The organism is Streptomyces sp. NPDC014882 (genome assembly GCF_043081325.1).
GTDB lineage: Bacteria > Actinomycetota > Actinomycetes > Streptomycetales > Streptomycetaceae > Streptomyces.
Window position 1 is genome coordinate 498,081 of record NZ_JBIBWL010000001.1, and the last position, 19,755, is coordinate 517,835.

The following is a 19,755-nucleotide window of genomic DNA, read 5'->3' on the forward strand; positions in this document are numbered from 1 at the left end:
GCGGCCGCCGCCGGCGGGACCGCCTCCCGCTTTGGAGTTTCCTGAGAGTCCGGGGAGTCGGCCGCCGCACGCGCGCGCCGGCGCCGATCCTGTCGGTCAGGACCCGGGGGACCGACCGACGACGAAGGAGCGGAAGCGTGGCGGCATTGGCGCGATGGTGCTACCGGCACCGGCTGGTGGTCCTGTTGCTGTGGGTGGGGGCGTTGTGCGGGCTGGGCTTCTCGGCCTCGTCCGCGGGCACGGACTACGCGAACGTGTTCTCCCTCCCCGACACGGACTCCAAGAAGGCGTACGACCTGATGGAGGAGGCGTTCCCCGCGCGCGCGGGCGACGTCGACACGGTCGTCTGGAAGGTGGACGAGGGCTCGGTCCGGGACGCGGCGGTACGGGCCCGGATCCAGCCCGCGCTGGAGGAGATCGCCGGCATGACGGGCGTCGGCGGCGTCACCGGCCCGTACGCGGGCGCCGGGGGCGCGGCCCAGGTCAGCCGGGACGGGCGGATCGCCTACGCCCAGGTCACCTTCACCGACCAGGCGAACGCCGTGCCCAAGGAGCTCGTCCAGGACGTCGTCGACACCGCGCGTGACGCGCGGCGCGACGGCCTCGACGTCGAGGTGGGCGGACAGGCCGTCCAGCGGGTGCAGGAGCCGCCGACCGGCCTCGCCGAGATGGTCGGCCTGGCCGCCGCGGCGGTCGTGCTGTTCCTCGCCTTCGGCTCGCTGTTCGCGATGCTGCTGCCGATCGGCGTGGCCGTCTTCGGTGTCGGCACCGGCCTGTTCTCCACCCAGCTGCTCAGCCACGTCACCGACATCCCGGACCTGGCGCCGCTGCTGTCCTCGCTGATCGGCCTGGGCGTCGGCATCGACTACGCCCTGTTCATCGTCACCCGGCACCGCAAGGGCGTCCTGCGCGGCATGGACCCGGAGGAGTCGACGGTGACCGCCCTCGACACCTCCGGCCGCGCGGTGCTGTTCGCGGGCGGCACGGTGTGCATCGCGCTCGCCGGGATGCTGGTGACGAACCTGCGCTTCCTGGACGGCGTCGTCATCGGCACCTCCCTCACGGTCGTCCTCAGCGTCCTGGCCGCCACGACGCTGCTCCCCGCGCTGCTCGGCCTCCTCGGCCCGCGCGTGCTCAGCCGCCGGCAGCGGCGGACGCTCGCGGCGACCGGCCCCGAGCCGGAGAAGGCGACAGGGCTCGCCACGCGCTGGTCGGCGGCCGTGCAGCGGCGGCCGTGGCGGGTCGCCGTGCTCGCCCTGGCGGTCATGGCCGTCCTCGCCCTGCCCGTCCTCTCGCTGCGCCTGGGCGCCACCGACCAGGGCAACGACGACACCACCACGACCACCCGGCAGGCCTACGACCTGCTCGCCGAGGGCTTCGGACCGGGCTTCAACGGCCCGCTCCAGGTGGTCGTCCCGGACGGCGACGCCACCGCCCTCGTCCGGGACATCGGGGCCACGGAGGGGGTCGCCCGGGTCACCGCGCTGCCGTCCGCCCGGGGCGTCACCGTCGTCCAGGTGGTCCCCACGACCTCGCCGCAGTCCGAGGAGACGGACGCCCTCATCGACCGCCTGCGCGACGAGGTGATCCCGGGGGCCGGCGTCGAGGCGCACGTCGGCGGGGTCACCGCGGTCTCCAAGGACTTCGCGACCGTCACCGGGGACCGCCTGCCCCTGTTCGTCGCGACGATCATCGGCCTGGGCTTCCTGCTCCTGCTGGTGGCCTTCCGCTCCCTGGTGGTGCCGCTGACGGCGGCCGTGATGAACCTGGTCGCGGCGGCGGCCTCCTTCGGGGTGCTCGTCGCGGTCTTCCAGTGGGGCTGGGGACTCGACCTGCTCGGCCTCGGCAAGGAGGGCCCGATCAACGCCTTCCTGCCGGTGATCATGCTGTCCCTGCTGTTCGGCCTGTCGATGGACTACCAGGTCTTCCTGGTCAGCCGGATGCACGAGGAGTGGGTGCACACGCGCGACAACGCCCGCGCGGTGCGCGTCGGCCTCGCCGAGACCAGCCGGGTCATCAACTCCGCCGCCCTGATCATGGTCTGCGTGTTCCTCGCGTTCGTCCTCAGCGGCGACTCGGGCGCCGCGATGGCGGGCGTGGGCCTGGCGGCGGCGGTCGCGCTGGACGCGTTCGTCCTGCGCACGGCCCTCGTCCCGGCCGCGATGCACCTGCTCGGCACGTCCAACTGGTGGCTGCCGGCCTGGCTGGACAAGCGGCTGCCGCACCTGGCGGTGGAGCCGCGGGAGGAGCCCGGGGAGGCCGGGGAGGCAGGGAAGGTCGTGAAGGCAGGGGAGGCCGGGGAAACCGCCGCGCACGCCGGCGGCCCCGCCTCGGTCGTCCACGGCCAGGTGCGCGACCCGGCAGGCGGTCCCGTCGAGGGCGCGGCGGTCACCCTGATGTCGGCGGGCGGACGGCAGCTGGACCGCGTCGTCTCGCTCGCCGACGGCTCCTACGTCCTCTCGGTCCCCGCACCGGGGACGTACCTGCTGGCCACGACGGCGCACGCGTACGCCTCGCGCGCCCGGCAGGTGCTGGTCGCGGGCGAGCCGCTGGTCGTCGACGTGGAACTGGAGCCGGGGGAGGTGGACGCACCGCGCTGACGCGGAGCACCTACTCGACCGGGCCCGGCGGCTGCTCCCCCTCCCCCTTCTCCCCCTTCTGCTTCTTCGCCGGGTCCGGCAGGGCCTTCGTCATGCCGGGCAGGAAGTCCGTGAACAGCTCGTGCACCTCGTGGACGAGCGGCCGCAGCACCCGGAAGCGGGCCAGCGCCACACCGCGCGCGGTGAGGCGCGCGCCCCGCTCGGCGAGGCGGTAGCTGCGCTCGCGGCCCTCGGTGCGGTCGAAGATCCAGTACAGGACGAGACCCATCTGGGCCAGCCACATCAACTCGGGCAGCACCTCGCGCAGTTCCTCCGGCACCTTCGCCTTCGAACCGGCCAGCACCGTCCGGTGGACGCCGATCGCCTCGTTGCGGGCGTGCTCCGACTCCGGGGAGAAAGGGCTGAGCGGGCTGTCCGGGTCGGCGGCGTTCTTGAAGAACTGCACGGCGAACTCGTGGTACGGCGTGGCCACGTCCAGCCAGGTCCGCAGCACGCCCGCCAGCCGCGCCTCCAGGTCCGTCTCCCGCTCCAGCAGCTCCCCGATCGCCGCCCGGTGCTCGGCGGCGAGCCGGTCGTAGAAGCCCTGGATCAGGTGCTCCTTGCCGGCGAAGTAGTAGTACGCGTTGCCGACGGAGACCCCGGCCTCCTGCGCGATCGCCCTCATCGTGGTCCGGTCGTAGCCGCGCTCCTGGAACAGCCGCATCGCCGTCTCCAGGATCCGGGCGCGGGTCTGCTCCGACTTGGTCGGGGCGGCGGCCTCGGAGGACCGGGTCGGGGGAGCGGCCTCGGCGGGGCCGTCGTCGTTCGCTGGCACGGGAGGGAGCCTAGTCAGTGGGGGTGGGGTCCGCCGTCACCGGCGGGGCGCGCGGACCCGGCCCCGCGCGCCCCGCCCCCCCCCGTCACGTCCGGCGGCCCAGCTCCGGCCGCTTGGAGTAGTCCGTGAGGCCGAGGACGTTCCCCCAGGGGTCGGCGACCTCGACGGTCCAGCCGGTGGCCCCCGGGAACGGCTCGTCGAGGGGCCGGATGCCCGCGTCCGCCAGCGCGCGGGCCGCCGCGCGCGCGTCCGGCACCTCCAGCCACAGGCGCGGGCAGGCCCACGGCGGCGGCCGGTGCCCGAGCGCCTCCTCCACGCGCAGCAGGACGCCGGGCGTCTCGCCCCCGACCTTCAGCAACGCGATCCCGGCCTCGTCGAACCGGAACGCCACCGAGAACCCGGCCCGCTCGTAGAACCCCACGGCCTGGCCGAGGTCCCCGACGGGCAGCAGGACGTTGTCGAACCCGAGCAGTTCGTAGGACTGGTCGTCTGACATAACGTCAGAATAGGTGGGGAGTCGATTGAATCGGATGATTTCCGGCACGTCCTCGTGCGGTCCGTGCAGCCGATGACGGTGTGCGTGCAGGAGGTGAAGCGTCGGTCCGCGATGCAGGGCGGGGAGGGAGCTGCGGCGTCGGGCTCGGAACAGCCGAGGCCCATATGCTCGCTACATCTGGCTGCCGGCCGTCCGGCTCAGCGGAGGTAAGTCTGCTGCCACTCGATCGAGGTCATGGTGAGCGCGGCGTCGGCGAGGGACCGGGCGGAGGCCGTCTTGAGCTTCGCGAGGCTGCTGTCGATCCAGGGCTGGACGTTCGAGCAGCCCTGCTCGCGGTACTCGACGGCTTGGAGGAGACATTCGAGCTTGTCCGCGTCGTGCGCGCAGACCACTTCGAGGGAGTCGCCGTTCTCGTACTCCTCCACGATCCGCTGTGCCCCGGCCTTCACCGCCGGATGCGCGGCAGATACCTGGTCTGCGGTGACCTTCTCGTTGCCGGCGGCTTCGAGGTAGCGGCGACCGATGTGCGGGATGTCGCCGACGCGGGTCTCCTGGGTGTCGTGCCAGAGCCCGAGGAGCGCCGTCTTCGCAGGGTCGGCGCCCTCCATCATGGCGAGCACGGAGCCGATGAGCGCCACGCGGAACGAGTGCTCGGCGATCGTCTCGGGGTCCTTCACCCCGGCGATCCACCACCCTGATCGTTTGGCGCGCTTGAGCATCCCCATCTCCAGCAGGAAGCCTGTGGTGCCCTTCGCCTGCTCCTGCTCATGCTCTGCGTCCGCCATGAAATGCGTCCTCCGATGTGTCATGTGCGGTTCTCGCGTAGAACGTAATGCACTGAACTGAGTTCCCGCCTCGCTCGCGGGGAGATCCGGTCGTGATCGAGGAGACGGGTGGTGTGCGCGCTCAGCCTTTCCGTCAGGTCAGGGTCTGCCAGGGGAAGCCATCGATTGGTGATCAGCAGGGCCCAGAGCGAGTGGACGTACAAGTCCGTGTATGCCGGAGCCTGGTGGAGACCTTCGGCGAGACCGCGCAGGAGCCGTACGGGCTCCCAGTGAGTCGGTCCGTGCCGCATGAAGCTGTCGTCAGACTGCGGTTCCCGGATCGAACCGAGCCAGTAGGCCCAGTAGTTGAGGTTCGCGGTCTCGGCGGCATCGTCGTCCGTCAGACCCCGGTCGATGAAGTCCAGCAGTGGCTGGCGATCCCCGAGCCGCACCAGTGCGGCGGCAGTCGACCGTGCCGTCGCCCAGTGAGGGGTCCAGCCACGGACGGCAGTCAAGCCCTGGCGCGTGTGCAGAGCGCGGCTCATCCACGACGTCGCCTCGGAGGTCCGGTCGTAGGAGCACAGGTAGAGCGCCTGGCGGTGAAGCAACAGCCCGTCCTCTCCGGCGCGCAAGGCGGACTCGGCGGTGTCCCGGAGGTGGGAGAAGAACACGCTGCGGTCGGGGGCTGCCAGGAGCGGGGCCTTGGCGACGGGGCCGCGACGCCCCGGTGCCGCTCTACTGGCGAGGGCGGGCGGGACGGTGCCGTTCAGCGCCCAGGCGATCATGTGGGCCGTGTCGCGGGTGTGTACCCACTCCGCCAGCGGGTGGCGGGTGTTGCTCTCCGGGTGGATCGTCGCGGCGAGAACGCGGTCCGCGTCCATTGCCGGGTCGAGAAGGTGGAGAACGCGGGGATCGGCTCCCAGCGCGAGCAACCGGCGCCGCAGGCTCAGGAGGCCGCTGGCCTTCACGTTGGCGAGCGGCCGACGTCCGCTCTCCCAGCCCTGCCAGGTGGCGAGGTCGACCCCCGTCGCTTCGGCCATGCCGACCTGTGTGCGGTTCGCGCTCTCCCGGGCGAGGCGAAGTACGAAACCGGCGATCGTGCCCATGGCCGCGCGTTCGCGCGCAGCTCGTTTCGCAGCCATGCGCCACCCCCTGTGCCCTCGGCCGCCCAACCCGTACCCACAGTCAGTTCTACTCCACTCACGGTGACCGTAGCTTCTGGTTCGGCAACAGTCACCGTCATGAAGGAGGTCGGAATGGCTACCGCAGTGAAGACCGGCATGCGTCCCTGGGGAGCCGGCCGGCTCGCCCCGTACCCGACCGTCACCCGCCGCCCCCACGCGTCGGTCACGCTCGACGCCGACACCCAGCTCGGCGTCTACACCGACCGCGCCGGCACAGTGATCGAGATGGGTAAGCACGGGACCGGCAAGGGCACCGAGACGAGCACGACCACGAACTCGGACTCCGCGCCCGACCAGGGGCACGACCAGGACTCCGAGCAGGACTGACCCGTGACCGACGAGAGGCCGGTGCTCGTGGCCACGGAGGCGGACGACCTGACCGCCGACATGGTGATCAGCGAGCTGAACCGGCGCCACGTGCCGGTGACCAGGTTCAACCCCGCCGACATCGGGACGGCCCTGACGGTCTCCGCTCGGTTCGGATGCTGTCCGGCCCCCGTGGCCGGACAGCTCCGCACTCCGTCGCGGACTGTTGACCTGGTCCAGGTCCGGTCGGTGTACTGGCGCCGCCCGGTGTGGCCCGCCTTCGGCCACCTCGGCGCTGACGACGCACGGTTCGCGGCGGTCCAGGTCCGCTACGGGCTCGGCGGCACCCTGTACGCCCTCGACGGGCCTCTGTGGCTCAACCACCCACTGCGCAACGCCGCCGCGGACTACAAGCCCAACCAGCTCGCCGTCGCTCAGCGCCTCGGGCTGACCGTGCCGCCGACCCTGGTCACGAACGACCCGGACGAGGCGCGGGCTTTCGTCGCGAGTCACGATCAGGTGATCTTCAAGACGCTCCGATGGACGCCCTACCAGCGCGACGGCGTTCCTGTCACCGGCTGGGCTGATCCGGTGGCGGTGGCCGAGATCGACGAGAGCGTCTCCTTGGTGCCACACCTGTTCCAGGCCGTCGTGGACAAGGCGGCCGACCTCCGCGTGCTGGTCGTCGGCCGCGAGGTGTTCGCCGTGCGGATCGAGTCCGGGATGCTGGACTGGCGCAAGGACTATTCGGCTCTGTCCTACCGCGTGGTGGACCTGCCCGACCGAGTGGAGAAGGTGCTCCTCGCGTACCTCGATCACTTCGGGCTGGTCTCGGGAAGCTTCGACTTCGCCGTGGACAAGGCCGACGATCTCTGGTGGTTGGAGCTGAACCCGAACGGACAGTGGGGGTGGCTGGAGGAATCCACCGGCCTCGCGATGTCCGCCGCATTCGCTGAACTGCTGACGCAAGGAGTGGCCCATGACCGACACCGCCGATGAGCGGCGCGCCCTTGCCGCTCGCCTGACGCGGGCGGGCGTCCTCTCCAGCCCTTGCTGGCGGGCGGCGGTCGAGGCCGTGCCGCGCGAGCTGTTCCTGCACCCCGGGGTGTTCCTGCTTGCAGAGGGCGGCCGGTGGCGCCCGGTCACCGCGGTCGGCACCGATCGGACGGAGTGGGCGCGGATCGCCTACCGTGATGAGTCCCTGACCACTCAGCTCGACGGACACCTGACTGCCGGCCAGGCCGGCGGCCCTGTGGAGGGCTCCCCGACCTCCTCGTCCACCACCCCGGTCACCGTGGTGGACATGCTGGAGAAGCTGGAGGTGGAGGACGGGCACCAAGTGCTGGAGATCGGCACGGGGAGCGGCTACTCCGCCGCCCTGATGTGCTTCCGCCTCGGAGTGGACAACGTCACCACGGTCGAAGTGGACCCGGACGTCGCGGCCCGCGCAGACGCCGCCCTGGAGACCGCCGGGTTCTCGACGTGGACCGTCACCGGGGACGGGCTCCTCGGTCACCCGCGCCGCGCACCGTACGACCGCGTCATCGCCACCTGCGCGGTGCGCCGCATCCCCTACACCTGGATCAGGCAGGCCAAGCCAGGCGGCATCGTCCTCGCCACGGTCGGCGGATCCTGGCACTACGGCACCGGACTGGCGAAGGTGACGGTGGCCGAGGACGGTACCGCCGAGGGCAGGATCATCGGCCGCAGCTCGTTCATGCAGGCCCGGTCCCAGGCCGAGGTACCGATCGCCGGTGATCTGTCCGCCCGCACCGCCTACGCCGACAGCGAGCGCGAGACCAAGGTGCCCCCGCTGCTGCTCGAAGAGTGGATGCCGGCCTTCCTCGCGCAGCTCGCCGCCCCGGGGGTGCGTTTCGTCCGCGCCACCTCGCTGGAGGGCAACCGTCTGCTGTACCTCTTCGACCCGGACCGGGAATCCTTCGCCTCGTTCACGGAGCACGACGGCACCTGGACGGTCCGCCAGGGCGGCCCCGTGGCCCTGTGGGACACGATCGAGCAGACCCTCACCGCCTGGCAGGACGCGGACAGCCCCGACATCACCGCGGTACAGCTCCACATCACGCAGGGGACCCACACCTACTGGATCGACGGCCACCCCGCGCTCCGTTGGCAGCACCACATCGCCTGATCGAGGTACCGCGATCACCAGCGGAGCGCACCACCCTGCTGGGACAGGACGCCGACCGGGCCCCCCCGCGGCCGAGGCGGATTTCGCGGGCGAACCCGCCGCGTACGGGGGTCGCTGGAACAGATCACAGAACCCGAGCCTGCGGCCCGTCCGCGGCCGTTCCGGGTCAGGCGGCCGGGGTCTTCTTCAGGGTCTCGACGAACGCGGCGAAGGCGGGGGCCGGGAAGGTGAGGGGGGTGCGGGCGGGGGCCTTGGAGTCGCGGACGGCGACCTGGGCGGTCGAGTGGGCTATCTCCACGCAGTTGTTGCCGTCGCCCTCGCCCGAGTAGGAGGACTTCCGCCAGTGGTGGGAGGTGGTCACGGGGCGCCTCACAGTTCCTTGGCCAGTCTGTGGATGAAGTCACGCGAACGGTCGGGTGCGAGTGACACTTCCTCCACCTTACGGAAGCGCGTTCGATAGGCGCCGAGTTGTGCCTCGGAATCGATGAAGACCGAGCCGTGGGGTGCGTCGCGTACGACGGTGTCCAGCTTGGGGAGGGAGCCGCCCATGTACATCATCGTGCTCGAGGCCCTGGCGAAGCCCTCCAGGTCGAAGGGGATGATCCGCAGGGTGATGTGGTCCGCGTCGGACAGCTCGAGGAGCCGGGCGAGTTGAGCCCGCGTGGTGGCGCGATCGCCGACCTGGATTCGAAGCGCCGCCTCGTGGATCACCACGTCGTAGGGAATGGAGGAGAAATCCCCGACCACAGCGCTCCGGGTCATCCGATGCCGGATGCGCAACTCGATCTCATTGCGGGTCAGTTCGGGGATCCGTGAGGAGAAGACCGCGCGTGCGTAGTCCTCCGTCTGCAGGAGACCCGGTACGAACAGGACGGCCACCTCGTGACGGAACGAGCTGTGGTGATCCAGCTCCGCCAGGTCCAGGAACGGCGTGGGCAGCAAGCCCCTGTACTCCTCCCACCAGCCGCGCGTCCGGTCGGTGGCGATGGCGACCAGCGCGTCGACGAACTCGGCTTCCGTGCAGGAGTAGTGGGATGCGAGACGGCGAAGCCGTTCCTCGCTCACGCCCGTGAGGCCGGACTCGATGTGACTCATCTGCACCCGTCCGGTCCCGAGCAGTGCCGCCGCCTCGCGCGCGGTGAGTCCCGCGGCCTCACGGAGCCTGCGCAATTCGACGCCAAGGCGCACCTGCCGTGCCGTTGGTTCGCGCCTCAGGACCATCGATCGCTCCTCGGTTCAACGTGCCTGCCGGTATGGCTCGTTCGGGGCAGATTACGGGATCGGCTTGCTTTGGATGACAGGTTATCCCTACCTTGGGTGACGCGACGCACACGCTGCGGAACCGCCGGGCCCCCGGAAGCGCACCGCCCCGTCCTGCCAGGACGGCTGCGGCACGACACCGCCTGCGAGTCTTCCGCGACTCTCCGAAACCCCCACCAACCGAACCGGAGCCGACGCATGTCCGAAGACGAAACCCCGCAGCAGTCCCAGCAGCTCCCGCAATCCCAGGCCGGCGAGTCCTGGGAGTACGACCTCCACGTCCCGAACGACCCCCGTGCCGTCACCGTCTGCCGCCGCACGCTCCGGCTGGTCCTCACCCTCCACGGGCTGATCGGCCTCGTCGACACCGCCGAACTGCTCGCCGCCGAGCTGGTGTCCAACGCCGTACGGCACACCGAGGGGCCCGCGGCGCTGCGCGTGCGGTGGGCGGACGGGGTGCTGTGGATCGGGGCGTGGGACGCGGACCCCGAACCGCCCCGGTTCCCGGCGGAGTCGGACGAGTCCGGCGGGTTCGGTGAGTTCGGTGAGAGGGAGGACGGGCGCGGGCTCGGGCTGGTGCGGGCCTGTTCCGGACTCTGGGGGTGGCGGCCGGCGGCGAGATCCGGGAATCGGGGCAAGTACGTGTGGTGTGAACTCGCCACCACGTAGGACGATGGAACACCTGACTTCTTCAGGGCACGTCGGGTCGTGCAAGATGACGTGCGTCCGATCGATCGTCCGACTTCGGGGGAGAACCCACAGTGACAGAGCAGCCGCAGCAGCCCCAGCAGCCTCCCCAGCCCGGATACGGGTACCCCGGCGCCGAACAGGGGCCCTACGGAGGCGCGCAGGGCAGCCCGTACGGGTACCCCCAGGGCGGACAGCCGCAGGGCGGCTACCAGCAGCCCGGCTACCAGCAGGGCTACCCGCAGGCCGGGTACCAGCAGGGCGGCTACCCGCCCCCCGGCGCCGTCCCGCCCGGCACCTACACCGGCGACCCCAACGCCCCCTACGGCTACGACCCCTACGGCCGCCCCCTGTCCGACAAGTCGAAGATCATCGCGGGCATCCTCCAGCTGTTCCTCGGCACCTTCGGCGTCGGCCGCTTCTACATCGGCCACGTCGGCCTCGGCCTCGCCCAGCTGTTCACCTGCGGCGGCCTCGGCATCTGGGCGCTGATCGACGGCATCATCCTGCTGACCAGCAACGACAAGACCGACGCCCAGGGCCGGATCCTGCGTGGCTGACGTGGTGGGCGGGGAGCCCGGCTCCCTCCTGCGACACCCGGCGGCGGCACCCCTCGCGGTGCTCGCCGCCGGTCTGGCCGGTTCGGCCTACCTCTACGTCACCGACCCGCACGAGGGCGGACACCTGCTGCCGCAGTGCCCGTTCCGCTTCGTCACCGGCCTGCTGTGCCCCGCCTGCGGCGGCACCCGCATGACGTACGACCTGATGCACGGTCACCTCGGCGCCGCCTGGATGGACAACCGGGCCCTGCTCCTCGCGTCGCCCTTCGCCCTCGCGCTGCTGGGCCGCTGGACGTGGGAGGGGCTGCGCGGCCGCCGCTGGCGGCCCACGCTCGGCCCACGCGTCCAGGCCGTGATCCTGGGACTCGCCGTGACGTGGACCGTCGCGCGCAACGTCCTCTAGAGAGCCCCGCTCAGGAAGCCCCGCTCCGCCGAGCCCGTCCCGCCGCGCCTCGCCGAACCCGCCGCGCCCCGTCCGCGACGCCCCGCCCGCCCCGCCCGCCCCGCCCGGGCCGCGGAGCGGCAGCCCGCACGCCGGTGCGCCGACGCGCCAACCCTGCCGGGTACCCGGCGGTTGGCGGGATTTGATCACGGAACAGGAACGATCGTTCGTTCCCACTCCCTTCTTACCTTCGGTGTTCTCTAGGCTCACGGCCACAGGGGGGACGTCCGCACGGCCGAAAGGCGTGCGCGGACGTGGTCGACGCACGGTCGGCGCAAGCTCGACGTATGGAGAACTCGCATCCCTCCCGGACTCCCCGTTCCGGAGCAACCAGCTCCGGGAACGCCGTAACACGAAGCAATCCAGGAGCAGTTCTCATGACCGTCCCCACCCCCGAAGCCCCCTACGGCGTCGACCCGATGGGCCGTCCGTACTCCGACAAGTCGAAGATCGTCGCGGGCATCCTCCAGCTCTTCCTGGGCACCCTCGGCATCGGCCGCTTCTACGTCGGCTCCGTCGGCGTGGGCGTCGCCCAGCTCCTCACCTGCGGTGGCCTCGGCTTCTGGGCGCTGATCGACGGCATCCTGTTCCTGACGAGCAACGACCGCACCGACGCGCAGGGCCGCGTCCTGCGCGGCTGATCCCCGCCCGCCCGTACGGCCGAGGGCCCCGCTCCCCGCATCGCTGCGCGGAACGGGGCCCTCGGCCGTACGGTGTGCTCAGAAGCGGCGGGTGATCAGCGCCCGCTTGACTTCCTGGATCGCCTTGGTGATCTCGATGCCGCGCGGGCAGGCGTCCGTGCAGTTGAACGTCGTACGGCAACGCCACACGCCGTCACGGTCGTTCAGGATCTCCAGGCGCTGCTCGCCGGCCTCGTCGCGCGAGTCGAAGATGAAGCGGTGCGCGTTGACGATGGCCGCCGGGCCGAAGTACTGCCCGTCGTTCCAGAACACCGGGCACGACGACGTGCACGCGGCGCACAGGATGCACTTGGTGGTGTCGTCGAAGCGCTCGCGGTCCTCGGCCGTCTGGAGCCGCTCACGCGTCGGCTCGTTGGTGTCCTTCGTGATGAGGAAGGGCATGACGTCGCGGTACGCCTGGAAGAACGGCTCCATGTCGACCACGAGGTCCTTCAGGACCGTCAGGCCCTTTATGGGTTCGACCGTGATCGGCTTCGCGGGGTTGATGTCCTTGATCAGCGTCTTGCACGCGAGGCGGTTCTTGCCGTTGATCCGCATCGCGTCGGAGCCGCAGATGCCGTGGGCGCAGGAACGGCGGAACGTCAGGCTGCCGTCCAGCTCCCACTTGATCTTGTGGAGGGCGTCGAGGACGCGCTCCTTGGGGTCGATCTCCACCTGGAAGTCTTCCCAGGTCGCCTCGGCCGCGACCTCCGGGTTGAACCGGCGGATCCGGAAGACGGCGGTGATGTACGGGGAGTCGGCGAAACCGGGCTCGGGGGCCGAGTCCGCCTTGTCCAGAACGGGGGTAGCCATCAGTACTTACGCTCCATCGGCTGGTAGCGGGTCTGGACGACCGGCTTGTAGTCGAGACGGATGGACTCGGTGCCGTCGTCGCCCACCTCGCGGTACGCCATGGTGTGGCGCATGAAGTTGACGTCGTCGCGGTTGGGGTAGTCCTCGCGGTAGTGACCGCCGCGGGACTCCTTGCGGGCGAGGGCGGAGACGGCCATGACCTCGGCCAGGTCGAGCAGGTTGCCCAGCTCCACGGCCTCCAGCAGGTCGGTGTTGAACCGCTTGCCCTTGTCCTGGATCGAGACGTTCAGGTAGCGCTCGCGCAGCTCGGCGATCTTCTCGACCGCCGTCTTGATCGTCTGCTCGGTGCGGAACACCATGACGTTGGCGTCCATGGTCTCCTGCAGCTCGCGGCGGATCGTCGACACCCGCTCGGTGCCCGTCGAGTTGCGCAGCCGCTCGATCTGCGCGACGACCAGGGACGCGGGGTCCTCCGGCAGCTCGACGTAGTCGGCCTTCTGGGAGTACTCGGCGGCGGCGATGCCCGCGCGCTTGCCGAACACGTTGATGTCCAGCAGCGAGTTCGTGCCCAGCCGGTTGGCGCCGTGCACGGACACGCAGGCGACCTCACCGGCGGCGTACAGACCGGGCACCACCGTGGTGTTGTCGGCCAGCACCTCGCCCGCGACGTTCGTCGGGATGCCGCCCATCGCGTAGTGCGCGGTGGGCTGGATCGGGATCGGGTCCGTGTACGGCTCGATGCCGAGGTAGGTGCGCGCGAACTCGGTGATGTCCGGCAGCTTGGCGTCCAGCTGCTCCGGCGGGAGGTGGGTGAGGTCGAGGTAGACGTGGTCGCCCTCGGGACCGCAGCCGCGGCCCTCACGGATCTCCGTGTAGATGGACCGGGACACGACGTCGCGCGACGCCAGGTCCTTCATGACGGGAGCGTACTTCTCCATGAAGCGCTCGCCGTCCTTGTTGCGCAGGATGCCGCCCTCACCGCGGGCGCCCTCCGTCAGCAGGATGCCCATGCGCCAGATGCCGGTCGGGTGGAACTGGAAGAACTCCATGTCCTCCAGCGGGATGCCGCGGCGGTAGACCGCCGCCTGGCCGTCACCCGTCAGCGTGTGCGCGTTCGACGTCACCTTGAAGAACTTGCCGGTGCCGCCCGAGGCGTAGATCACGGCCTTCGCCTGGAAGACGTGGATCTCGCCGGTGGCCAGCTCGTACGCCACGACGCCGGCCGACTTCTTGACGCCGTCGACCTCGGTGATCAGCTGGTCCAGGACGTAGAACTCGTTGAAGAACTCCACGCCCTCCTTCACGCAGTTCTGGTACAGCGTCTGCAGGATCATGTGGCCGGTGCGGTCGGCCGCGTAGCAGGACCGGCGGACCGGGGCCTCGCCGTGGTTGCGGCTGTGACCGCCGAAGCGGCGCTGGTCGATCGTGCCGTCCGGGGTGCGGTTGAACGGCAGGCCCATCTTCTCCAGGTCGAGGACCGAGTCGATGGCCTCCTTCGCCAGGATCTCGGCGGCGTCCTGGTCGACCAGGTAGTCACCGCCCTTGATCGTGTCGAAGGTGTGCCACTCCCAGTTGTCCTCCTCCACGTTGGCCAGCGCGGCGGCCATGCCGCCCTGCGCGGCGCCCGTGTGGGAGCGGGTGGGGTAGAGCTTCGTCAGGACCGCGGTCCGGCTGCGCTTCGTCGACTCGATCGCCGCGCGCATACCGGCGCCGCCGGCGCCGACGATGACGGTGTCGTACTTGTGGATCTTCATGGTTGGTTGCCTCAGCCCCGTGCCTAGCGGATGTTCGGGTCGAAGGTGAAGATCACCAGCGTGCCCAGCAGGATGGTGAACACCGTGGCGGTGTAGAGCAGGCCCTTCAGCCACAGGCGGGTGTTCGCGCGCTCCGCGTAGTCGTTGATGACCGTGCGCAGGCCGTTGGCGCCGTGCAGCATCGCCAGCCACAGCATCAGCAGGTCCCAGACCTGCCAGAACGGCGAGGCCCAGCGGCCGGCCACGAAGGCGAAGCCGATCTTGGAGACGCCGCCGTCCAGCACCAGCTGGATCAGCAGGTGGCCGAGGACCAGGACGACCAGCACCACGCCGGACAGGCGCATGAACAGCCAGGCGGCCATCTCGAAGTTGCCCCGGGTCGACTTCGGGGACTTCTTGGTCCGCTTGCGCGGGGCCTCGATGAGGGGGGCCGGGTGGTCGACGTCGTACAGGGAGGCGCCGCCCTCGACGGGGCCGACTCCGGACGCGGAGGTTTCAGTGGTGGCCATCTGTCTCAGCTCCCGAAGACTTCACGAGCGGCGTGGCCGAGGACGGGGTAGACCGCCCCGAGCATCAGCACGACCCAGATGCCGACGACGGCCCAGAGCATCTGCTTCTGGTAGCGGGTGCCCTTCGACCAGAAGTCGACGGCGATGACACGCAGACCGTTCAGCGCGTGGAAGAGGATGGCGGCGACCAGGCCGTACTCCAGCACGGCGACGATCGGCGTCTTGTACGTGGCTACGACCTTGTCGTAGTCCTCGGGGGAGACCCGCACGAGTGCGGTGTCCAGCACGTGTACGAACAGGAAGAAGAAGATGAGGACGCCGGTGACTCGATGAGCCACCCAGGACCACATTCCTTCCCGGCCGCGGTACAGCGTTCCAGCCGGCACGGAAGAACCCTCCGGGAGCGGGGATTGGGGCCTGCCGGCTTCGGCGTCGGACGGGCCCGGCCGGGTACGGTCCACCGGCCCCCAGCATCGTAGCCACGCGTCGGCGCCGGGCTTACAGGGGGCCTACCGGTGTGATCAAACTGGCACGCGTATGGGTGAGCGTTGCGGCATATGCGGCGATACGCCCCCTTCGTCACGGTCCGTGGCCGCGTCCTGGCTGGTGGGGCCCCGTGCGGCGGGAGGCGGCGGCCCCGCGGCGTCAGAGCAGCCCGGCCAGCCGTTGTCTCGCCAGGCGGCGCAGTTCCTCCGCCGTCACCACCCGTTCCTCCTCGGGATCGTTCGCCAATCGTGACCGGATGGCCTCCAGGAGATGGTCCAGGGCCTCCGGCGGGGGGACGCCGTCCAGGCAGACGACGAAGGCGTGGCCGAAGCGGGCCTCGTAGGCCGCGTGCGCGGCGCCGAGCGCCGTGTGGGCCGCCCCGTAGGCGTCCGCCGGCAGGGGCGGCAGGGTCTCCGCCGCCAGCGCTTCCGCGAGGTCCCCCGCCGTCAGGTCGTACGCCGCCTCGTCCGACGCCGCCAGCAGGGCGTCCAGGGTGGGGTAGGGGCGGTGGGCGGCGACGCGGTGGGCCCAGCGCGGGCTGTGCAGGCAGGTGAGCAGGGCGCGGCGGGTCTCGGCCGCGGGCGCGCCGTTGAACCCGTCCAGTGCGGTGGGGACCGGCGGGGAGGTCCTGCTCTGTTCCGGCAGGGTCGGCAGGACGACGCGGTCCGGAAGGCTGACGCGGTCCGGGAGGTCGACGTGGTCCGGGAGGTCGGAGAGACGGTGCGCAGGCAGTGGGGATCCTCGCGTCACGTGTGGTGCGGCAGGGGGTGTGGTGAAAGGTGTGACGTCACGTTATCGGCAGTGTTCATGACGTGTCCGGCGGATATCCGGATTTCACCCGCACGGGAGAGTTTCGGAACGGGTGGTGGGCTCCCTCGGCGCGCCCCGGCCCGGCGCGGGCCGTAGGTTGTCGGGGTGAGCAGGCACAGGCATCGGCGCCGGGCGCCGCGGAAGAGGCCGCAGGAGAAGGCCGTACGACGGGCCCTGCTGGCCGGCGGCCTCGTCGTCGCGCTCGGGGCGGGCGTGGGCGTCTGGGCCTCCGGGGACGGTGGCGGGACGCCCGCGGGATCGGCGCACCGGACCGGCGCCGCGAGCGGCGACCCGGCCCCCTCGGCGTCGGACGCGAGCCCCGCGCCCAGCCGGTCGTACGCCCTCTCCACGGCCCCGCAGACGATTCCCGCCGTCCGCGCGCACACCCCCGCGCGCGGCCCCGGCTGGCGGCCGGCGGCGAAGCAGCGGGTCGTGGTGAACGACGCGGACCTGGCCGACGAGGGCCGGCTGGTCGCCGGCGAGCTGGGGATGACGTACGCGGGCGAGCGGGACGACGTGCGCGCCGGGGACCTGCGGCTGGCGCTCGACGACGGCGAGGGCGCGAACCCGGAGTCGTACACCATGACCGTGCGCGGCGGGCGGGTCACCGTCAGCGGCCGGTCCGACGCGGGCGTGTTCTACGGCACCCGCACCCTGAAGCAGGCGGTGCACGGCGGCGCCACGGCGCCGGAGGGCGTCGTGCGCGACGAGCCGGCCAAGCCGCGGCGCGGCTTCATGCTGGACATCGCGCGCAAGAACTTCACGCCCGGGTGGATAGAGGACCGGGTGCGGGAACTGGGGGACCTGAAGTTCAACGAGATCGGGCTGCACTTCTCCGACGACCAGGCCTTCCGGATCGAGTCGGACACCCACCCCGAGATCGTCTCCCGGCAGCACCTCACCAAGGCGCAGGTCGGGAAGATCGTCGACCTGGCGGAGAGCCGGCACATCACCGTCGTGCCCGAGATCGACTCGCCCGGGCACCTGGGCGCCGTCCTCGCCGCCCACCCCGAGCTGCAACTGCGCAACGCGCGCGGGGTCGCCACCCGCGGGGCGATCGACATCTCGAAGGACGCCTCCGCGGCCCTCCTCGACGACCTGCTCGACGAGTACGCCGAGCTGTTCCCCGGCGGCCAGTGGCACCTCGGCGGCGACGAGTACCAGGCCCTCACCGTCCCGGACCCCGAGGCCTCCTATCCGCAGCTCGCCGCCGCCGCGCGCGAGCGGTACGGCGCCGGCGCCGGCGTCGCCGACCTCGCGACCGGCTGGCTCGACGACCGCGCCGACACCGTCCGCGCCCACGACCGCACCGTGCGCGCCTGGAACGACGGCTTCTTCGAGGGCACCTCCGTGAAGGCCGACGCCGCCCTCCAGGTCGCCTACTGGACCGGCAAGGAGATCGGGGCGCGCCCGCCCGCCGACTACCTGGGCGCGGGCCGCGAGGTCGTCAACTACAACGACGAGTTCCTCTACTACGTCCTCGGCGAGCCGCAGACCTTCGTCTACCCCACGGGGAAGCGGATCTACGAACAGTGGACCCCGCGCGTGCTGCGCGGCACGACGCCGGTGCCCGCCCGCTACGACGACCGGATCCTCGGCGGGACCTTCGCCGTCTGGTGCGACCTGGCGGACTCCCAGACGCAGGACCAGGTCGCGGCCGGCATCCGGATGCCGCTGCGGGCGACCGTGCAGAAGCTGTGGGACCCGCGCGCGCCGGAGCTGCCGTGGACGCGGTTCAAGGCGCTGGCCGACCGCCTGGGATGAGCCCCGCGGCCGCCTCCGCGGCGCCGCCCGCGCCGCTGCCCCGGACGTGCTCTCGGCGCCTCCGCGCCCTGCCCGCGGCCGTGGTCGCGGCGTGGTCGCGCCGCTGCCCCCGGCCGTGGTCGTGGCGTGGTCGCGGCGCCGCCCGCGGCCGTGCTCGCGGTGCCTTCGCCGTGCTGCTCGTGGCGCTGTCCGCGGCGCCCCCGCCGCTTGGCCGAAAAGTTTCCCTCCGCTCCCCTGTGACACTCCTCGGCTGTCGCACGCAGTAAGGGGAAGTGCGGGCTCCGTAAGGGCGGTGCCCCGAAAGGGAGGCGTGCATGAGCCTGGTGGACCTCATCGCCCGGGCCGACGAGCGTGGACTGGCCGCGAGCGGACTGGCTTGTTTGGACCGGTGCGTGCCCCTTCTCGGGGGTGACGACGAGATCCTGCGCCCGCTGTGGGGGAACCTCACGGACGCCTCCGACGCGGCCGACTGGGGCGGACTGCTGGAGCAGGTCCGCGGCAAGCTGGCCGCCGACGGGGACTTCGGCGACGGCGACGGCGAGGGGGAGTGCGGTGACGAGGCCGTCCTGCTCGCCCGGCGGATGCTGACGGCGGCCCCCGCCGAACGCACCGCGCCGCGGCTACGGGCCTGGGCGGACGCCTGCTCGGTCGCCTCGCTCCGGGTCCACCGGCTCCTCGACGCGGCCGACGACCCCGCCCCGCTCGACACCCGCCGCGCCGGCGGCACCGAGGGCATGCCGCCGCTGGCCGCGGCGGAGCTGCGCCGCCAGGTCACCGTCCTGGAGGTGCTGGCAGGGCACGGGGCGGGCGGACTGCGCCGTGCCCTGGAGGTCTCCGTCGAGGGCCGCCGGGTGCTGCGGGCGGTGGTCTCCCGCAGGGCACGCGGACGGGGCTGACCCGCGCGGGCCGGGGCGCCGGTCCGGGCGCGCTGCGGGTCCGGGCGCGCCGCGGGCCTTCGAGGGCCGTCGGCTCGGCACGGTCGCCGGTTCGGCCGAACAGCCGGTTCGGCAGGACCGCCGGTTCAGGGGAGCGCCGGCTCGGCAGAACCGTCGCCTCGGCAGTGCCACTGGCTCCGCAGGACCGCCGGTTCGGCAGAACAGCCGGTTCGGCAGGACCGTCGGCTCCGCACGACCGTCGGTTCAGGAGTGCAGCCACTTCACCACCGCGTCGCCGTGCCGCGCGGTCGTCGTGTAGAAGGCCGTCAGGTCGGCGTGGGCGGAGGCGAAGGCGGCGCGGGTGCGGGCCTCCCGGGCCGGGCCGCCGTGGCGGAGGAGCAGCGCGGGGCGGACCGGGCGCCACAGGTCGTCGAAGTCGGACGCGGCGAGGAACGCCGCCACCCGGGCCGTCTGGGCCGCGGTGAGCAGCAGGAACGGCGACTGCTTCGGGCCGGTGGCGTAGACCCGCTGGCCGCCGAGGACCACGTGGGCCCCGGGCCCGGCGTCGACGTGCTCCGGCGGGGCGTCGGCGTACAGGAGCTGCTGGTCGGGGTAGCGGTCGTCCAGGATCTCCTCGCGGTGCCGTCTGATCCGGCCGCGCACGGCGTCCTGGTCGTCCTCGAAGAGTCTCCGCAGCCAGCCGGCGCTGTTGCGCAGCGCCGAGGCCGGTACGGCGCGGAAGTGGAAGTACGCGCTCATCACTCCGGCAGCGCGCGGGAGCGCGGAAGTGTCACTCCCGTGC

Annotated in this window: 22 protein-coding genes; 10 read left to right on the plus strand and 12 right to left on the minus strand. The window is 71.6% G+C overall.

Annotated features, from left to right (window positions below):
• The first annotated feature begins 146 nt into the window (after positions 1 to 146).
• Positions 147 to 2,600, plus strand: a complete 2,454-nt coding sequence (locus tag ACF09K_RS02205) for an MMPL family transporter (RefSeq protein ID WP_392241008.1) — start codon at positions 147 to 149, stop codon at positions 2,598 to 2,600.
• 10 nt (positions 2,601 to 2,610) lie between these two features.
• Here the strand turns inward: ACF09K_RS02205 and ACF09K_RS02210 are convergent, their stop codons facing one another.
• The 4 genes from ACF09K_RS02210 to ACF09K_RS02225 all read right to left on the minus strand — a co-directional run bounded on the left by ACF09K_RS02210 (position 2,611) and on the right by ACF09K_RS02225 (position 5,816).
• Positions 2,611 to 3,414: a TetR/AcrR family transcriptional regulator gene (locus ACF09K_RS02210; RefSeq protein ID WP_392240556.1), complete on the minus strand. Its 804-nt coding sequence runs from the start codon at positions 3,412 to 3,414 to the stop codon at positions 2,611 to 2,613.
• Positions 3,415 to 3,499: 85 nt separating this feature from the next.
• Positions 3,500 to 3,910 carry a VOC family protein gene (locus ACF09K_RS02215; RefSeq protein ID WP_392240557.1) on the minus strand — a complete coding sequence of 137 codons (411 nt, stop codon included), beginning with the start codon at positions 3,908 to 3,910 and terminating at the stop codon, positions 3,500 to 3,502.
• A 197-nt stretch (positions 3,911 to 4,107) separates the two neighbouring features.
• Positions 4,108 to 4,695 carry an HD family hydrolase gene (locus tag ACF09K_RS02220; RefSeq protein ID WP_392240558.1) on the minus strand — a complete coding sequence of 196 codons (588 nt, stop codon included), beginning with the start codon at positions 4,693 to 4,695 and terminating at the stop codon, positions 4,108 to 4,110.
• Between the two features lie 20 nt (positions 4,696 to 4,715).
• Positions 4,716 to 5,816, minus strand: a complete 1,101-nt coding sequence (locus ACF09K_RS02225; RefSeq protein WP_392240559.1) for an XRE family transcriptional regulator — start codon at positions 5,814 to 5,816, stop codon at positions 4,716 to 4,718.
• A gap of 114 nt (positions 5,817 to 5,930) precedes the next feature.
• On the opposite strand from ACF09K_RS02225, the gene tgmA reads away from it, so the two are divergent.
• Genes tgmA through tgmC form a run of 3 tightly spaced genes read left to right on the plus strand, consistent with a single transcriptional unit; the run spans position 5,931 to position 8,313 of the window.
• A complete protein-coding gene (tgmA, locus tag ACF09K_RS02230) occupies positions 5,931 to 6,185 on the plus strand; it encodes a putative ATP-grasp-modified RiPP (protein ID WP_392240560.1) in 255 nt (84 codons plus the stop codon).
• A gap of 3 nt (positions 6,186 to 6,188) precedes the next feature.
• Positions 6,189 to 7,163 carry an ATP-grasp ribosomal peptide maturase gene (gene tgmB, locus ACF09K_RS02235; RefSeq protein WP_392240561.1) on the plus strand — a complete coding sequence of 325 codons (975 nt, stop codon included), beginning with the start codon at positions 6,189 to 6,191 and terminating at the stop codon, positions 7,161 to 7,163.
• Positions 7,144 to 8,313 (plus strand): ATP-grasp peptide maturase system methyltransferase, encoded by a 1,170-nt coding sequence (tgmC, locus tag ACF09K_RS02240; RefSeq protein WP_392240562.1) that lies wholly within the window; start codon positions 7,144 to 7,146, stop codon positions 8,311 to 8,313. Before tgmB ends, tgmC begins: the two co-directional genes overlap by 20 nt.
• A 166-nt stretch (positions 8,314 to 8,479) precedes the next feature.
• Here tgmC and ACF09K_RS02245 read toward each other — a convergent pair whose 3' ends face one another.
• Positions 8,480 to 8,674, minus strand: coding sequence for a DUF397 domain-containing protein (locus ACF09K_RS02245; protein ID WP_392240563.1), 195 nt, complete (start codon positions 8,672 to 8,674; stop codon positions 8,480 to 8,482).
• A gap of 8 nt (positions 8,675 to 8,682) precedes the next feature.
• A complete protein-coding gene (locus tag ACF09K_RS02250) occupies positions 8,683 to 9,534 on the minus strand; it encodes a helix-turn-helix domain-containing protein (RefSeq protein ID WP_392240564.1) in 852 nt (283 codons plus the stop codon).
• A 237-nt stretch (positions 9,535 to 9,771) separates the two neighbouring features.
• Here ACF09K_RS02250 and ACF09K_RS02255 point away from each other — a divergent pair, with 237 nt between their 5' ends.
• The 4 genes from ACF09K_RS02255 to ACF09K_RS02270 all read left to right on the plus strand — a co-directional run bounded on the left by ACF09K_RS02255 (position 9,772) and on the right by ACF09K_RS02270 (position 11,903).
• Positions 9,772 to 10,242 (plus strand): ATP-binding protein, encoded by a 471-nt coding sequence (locus ACF09K_RS02255; RefSeq protein ID WP_392240565.1) that lies wholly within the window; start codon positions 9,772 to 9,774, stop codon positions 10,240 to 10,242.
• 92 nt (positions 10,243 to 10,334) lie between these two features.
• The gene (locus ACF09K_RS02260) at positions 10,335 to 10,820 is read left to right on the plus strand and encodes a TM2 domain-containing protein (RefSeq protein WP_392240566.1); all 486 of its coding nucleotides are present in this window, start codon (positions 10,335 to 10,337) and stop codon (positions 10,818 to 10,820) included.
• Positions 10,813 to 11,223 carry a DUF2752 domain-containing protein gene (locus ACF09K_RS02265; protein WP_392240567.1) on the plus strand — a complete coding sequence of 137 codons (411 nt, stop codon included), beginning with the start codon at positions 10,813 to 10,815 and terminating at the stop codon, positions 11,221 to 11,223. Before ACF09K_RS02260 ends, ACF09K_RS02265 begins: the two co-directional genes overlap by 8 nt.
• Before the next feature lie 416 nt (positions 11,224 to 11,639).
• Positions 11,640 to 11,903, plus strand: coding sequence for a TM2 domain-containing protein (locus ACF09K_RS02270; protein WP_319257293.1), 264 nt, complete (start codon positions 11,640 to 11,642; stop codon positions 11,901 to 11,903).
• A 78-nt stretch (positions 11,904 to 11,981) separates the two neighbouring features.
• Here ACF09K_RS02270 and ACF09K_RS02275 read toward each other — a convergent pair whose 3' ends face one another.
• The 5 genes from ACF09K_RS02275 to ACF09K_RS02295 all read right to left on the minus strand — a co-directional run bounded on the left by ACF09K_RS02275 (position 11,982) and on the right by ACF09K_RS02295 (position 16,254).
• A complete protein-coding gene (locus ACF09K_RS02275) occupies positions 11,982 to 12,755 on the minus strand; it encodes a succinate dehydrogenase iron-sulfur subunit (protein WP_392240568.1) in 774 nt (257 codons plus the stop codon).
• Positions 12,755 to 14,509 carry a succinate dehydrogenase flavoprotein subunit gene (gene sdhA / locus ACF09K_RS02280; RefSeq protein WP_392240569.1) on the minus strand — a complete coding sequence of 585 codons (1,755 nt, stop codon included), beginning with the start codon at positions 14,507 to 14,509 and terminating at the stop codon, positions 12,755 to 12,757. Before sdhA ends, ACF09K_RS02275 begins: the two co-directional genes overlap by 1 nt.
• Before the next feature lie 23 nt (positions 14,510 to 14,532).
• Complete coding sequence (locus tag ACF09K_RS02285) at positions 14,533 to 15,018, minus strand: succinate dehydrogenase hydrophobic membrane anchor subunit (RefSeq protein WP_392240570.1); 486 nt, start codon at positions 15,016 to 15,018, stop codon at positions 14,533 to 14,535.
• Positions 15,019 to 15,023: 5 nt separating this feature from the next.
• The gene (gene sdhC, locus ACF09K_RS02290; protein ID WP_392240571.1) at positions 15,024 to 15,404 is read right to left on the minus strand and encodes a succinate dehydrogenase, cytochrome b556 subunit; all 381 of its coding nucleotides are present in this window, start codon (positions 15,402 to 15,404) and stop codon (positions 15,024 to 15,026) included.
• 259 nt (positions 15,405 to 15,663) lie between these two features.
• Positions 15,664 to 16,254 carry a 2-oxo-4-hydroxy-4-carboxy-5-ureidoimidazoline decarboxylase gene (locus ACF09K_RS02295; protein WP_392240572.1) on the minus strand — a complete coding sequence of 197 codons (591 nt, stop codon included), beginning with the start codon at positions 16,252 to 16,254 and terminating at the stop codon, positions 15,664 to 15,666.
• A 237-nt stretch (positions 16,255 to 16,491) separates the two neighbouring features.
• Between ACF09K_RS02295 and ACF09K_RS02300 the strand changes: the two genes are divergently transcribed.
• The gene (locus ACF09K_RS02300; protein WP_392241009.1) at positions 16,492 to 18,078 is read left to right on the plus strand and encodes a glycoside hydrolase family 20 protein; all 1,587 of its coding nucleotides are present in this window, start codon (positions 16,492 to 16,494) and stop codon (positions 18,076 to 18,078) included.
• Between the two features lie 314 nt (positions 18,079 to 18,392).
• Positions 18,393 to 18,974 carry a hypothetical protein gene (locus ACF09K_RS02305; protein WP_392240573.1) on the plus strand — a complete coding sequence of 194 codons (582 nt, stop codon included), beginning with the start codon at positions 18,393 to 18,395 and terminating at the stop codon, positions 18,972 to 18,974.
• Between the two features lie 243 nt (positions 18,975 to 19,217).
• Here the strand turns inward: ACF09K_RS02305 and ACF09K_RS02310 are convergent, their stop codons facing one another.
• Positions 19,218 to 19,712 (minus strand): DUF1877 family protein, encoded by a 495-nt coding sequence (locus ACF09K_RS02310; protein ID WP_392240574.1) that lies wholly within the window; start codon positions 19,710 to 19,712, stop codon positions 19,218 to 19,220.
• Positions 19,713 to 19,755 lie beyond the last annotated feature (43 nt).

Coding starts and splice junctions, on each gene's coding strand:
- ACF09K_RS02310 (WP_392240574.1), bottom strand. CDS start 19,712: ATGAGCGCGTACTTCCACTTCCGCGCCGTACCGGCCTCGGCGCTGCGC.
- ACF09K_RS02220 (WP_392240558.1), bottom strand. CDS start 4,695: ATGGCGGACGCAGAGCATGAGCAGGAGCAGGCGAAGGGCACCACAGGC.
- ACF09K_RS02225 (WP_392240559.1), bottom strand. CDS start 5,816: ATGGCTGCGAAACGAGCTGCGCGCGAACGCGCGGCCATGGGCACGATC.
- ACF09K_RS02285 (WP_392240570.1), bottom strand. CDS start 15,018: ATGGCCACCACTGAAACCTCCGCGTCCGGAGTCGGCCCCGTCGAGGGC.
- ACF09K_RS02215 (WP_392240557.1), bottom strand. CDS start 3,910: ATGTCAGACGACCAGTCCTACGAACTGCTCGGGTTCGACAACGTCCTG.
- ACF09K_RS02270 (WP_319257293.1), top strand. CDS start 11,640: ATGACCGTCCCCACCCCCGAAGCCCCCTACGGCGTCGACCCGATGGGC.
- ACF09K_RS02255 (WP_392240565.1), top strand. CDS start 9,772: ATGTCCGAAGACGAAACCCCGCAGCAGTCCCAGCAGCTCCCGCAATCC.
- sdhA (WP_392240569.1), bottom strand. CDS start 14,509: ATGAAGATCCACAAGTACGACACCGTCATCGTCGGCGCCGGCGGCGCC.
- ACF09K_RS02250 (WP_392240564.1), bottom strand. CDS start 9,534: ATGGTCCTGAGGCGCGAACCAACGGCACGGCAGGTGCGCCTTGGCGTC.
- tgmC (WP_392240562.1), top strand. CDS start 7,144: ATGACCGACACCGCCGATGAGCGGCGCGCCCTTGCCGCTCGCCTGACG.
- ACF09K_RS02305 (WP_392240573.1), top strand. CDS start 18,393: ATGAGCCTGGTGGACCTCATCGCCCGGGCCGACGAGCGTGGACTGGCC.
- ACF09K_RS02275 (WP_392240568.1), bottom strand. CDS start 12,755: ATGGCTACCCCCGTTCTGGACAAGGCGGACTCGGCCCCCGAGCCCGGT.
- tgmA (WP_392240560.1), top strand. CDS start 5,931: ATGGCTACCGCAGTGAAGACCGGCATGCGTCCCTGGGGAGCCGGCCGG.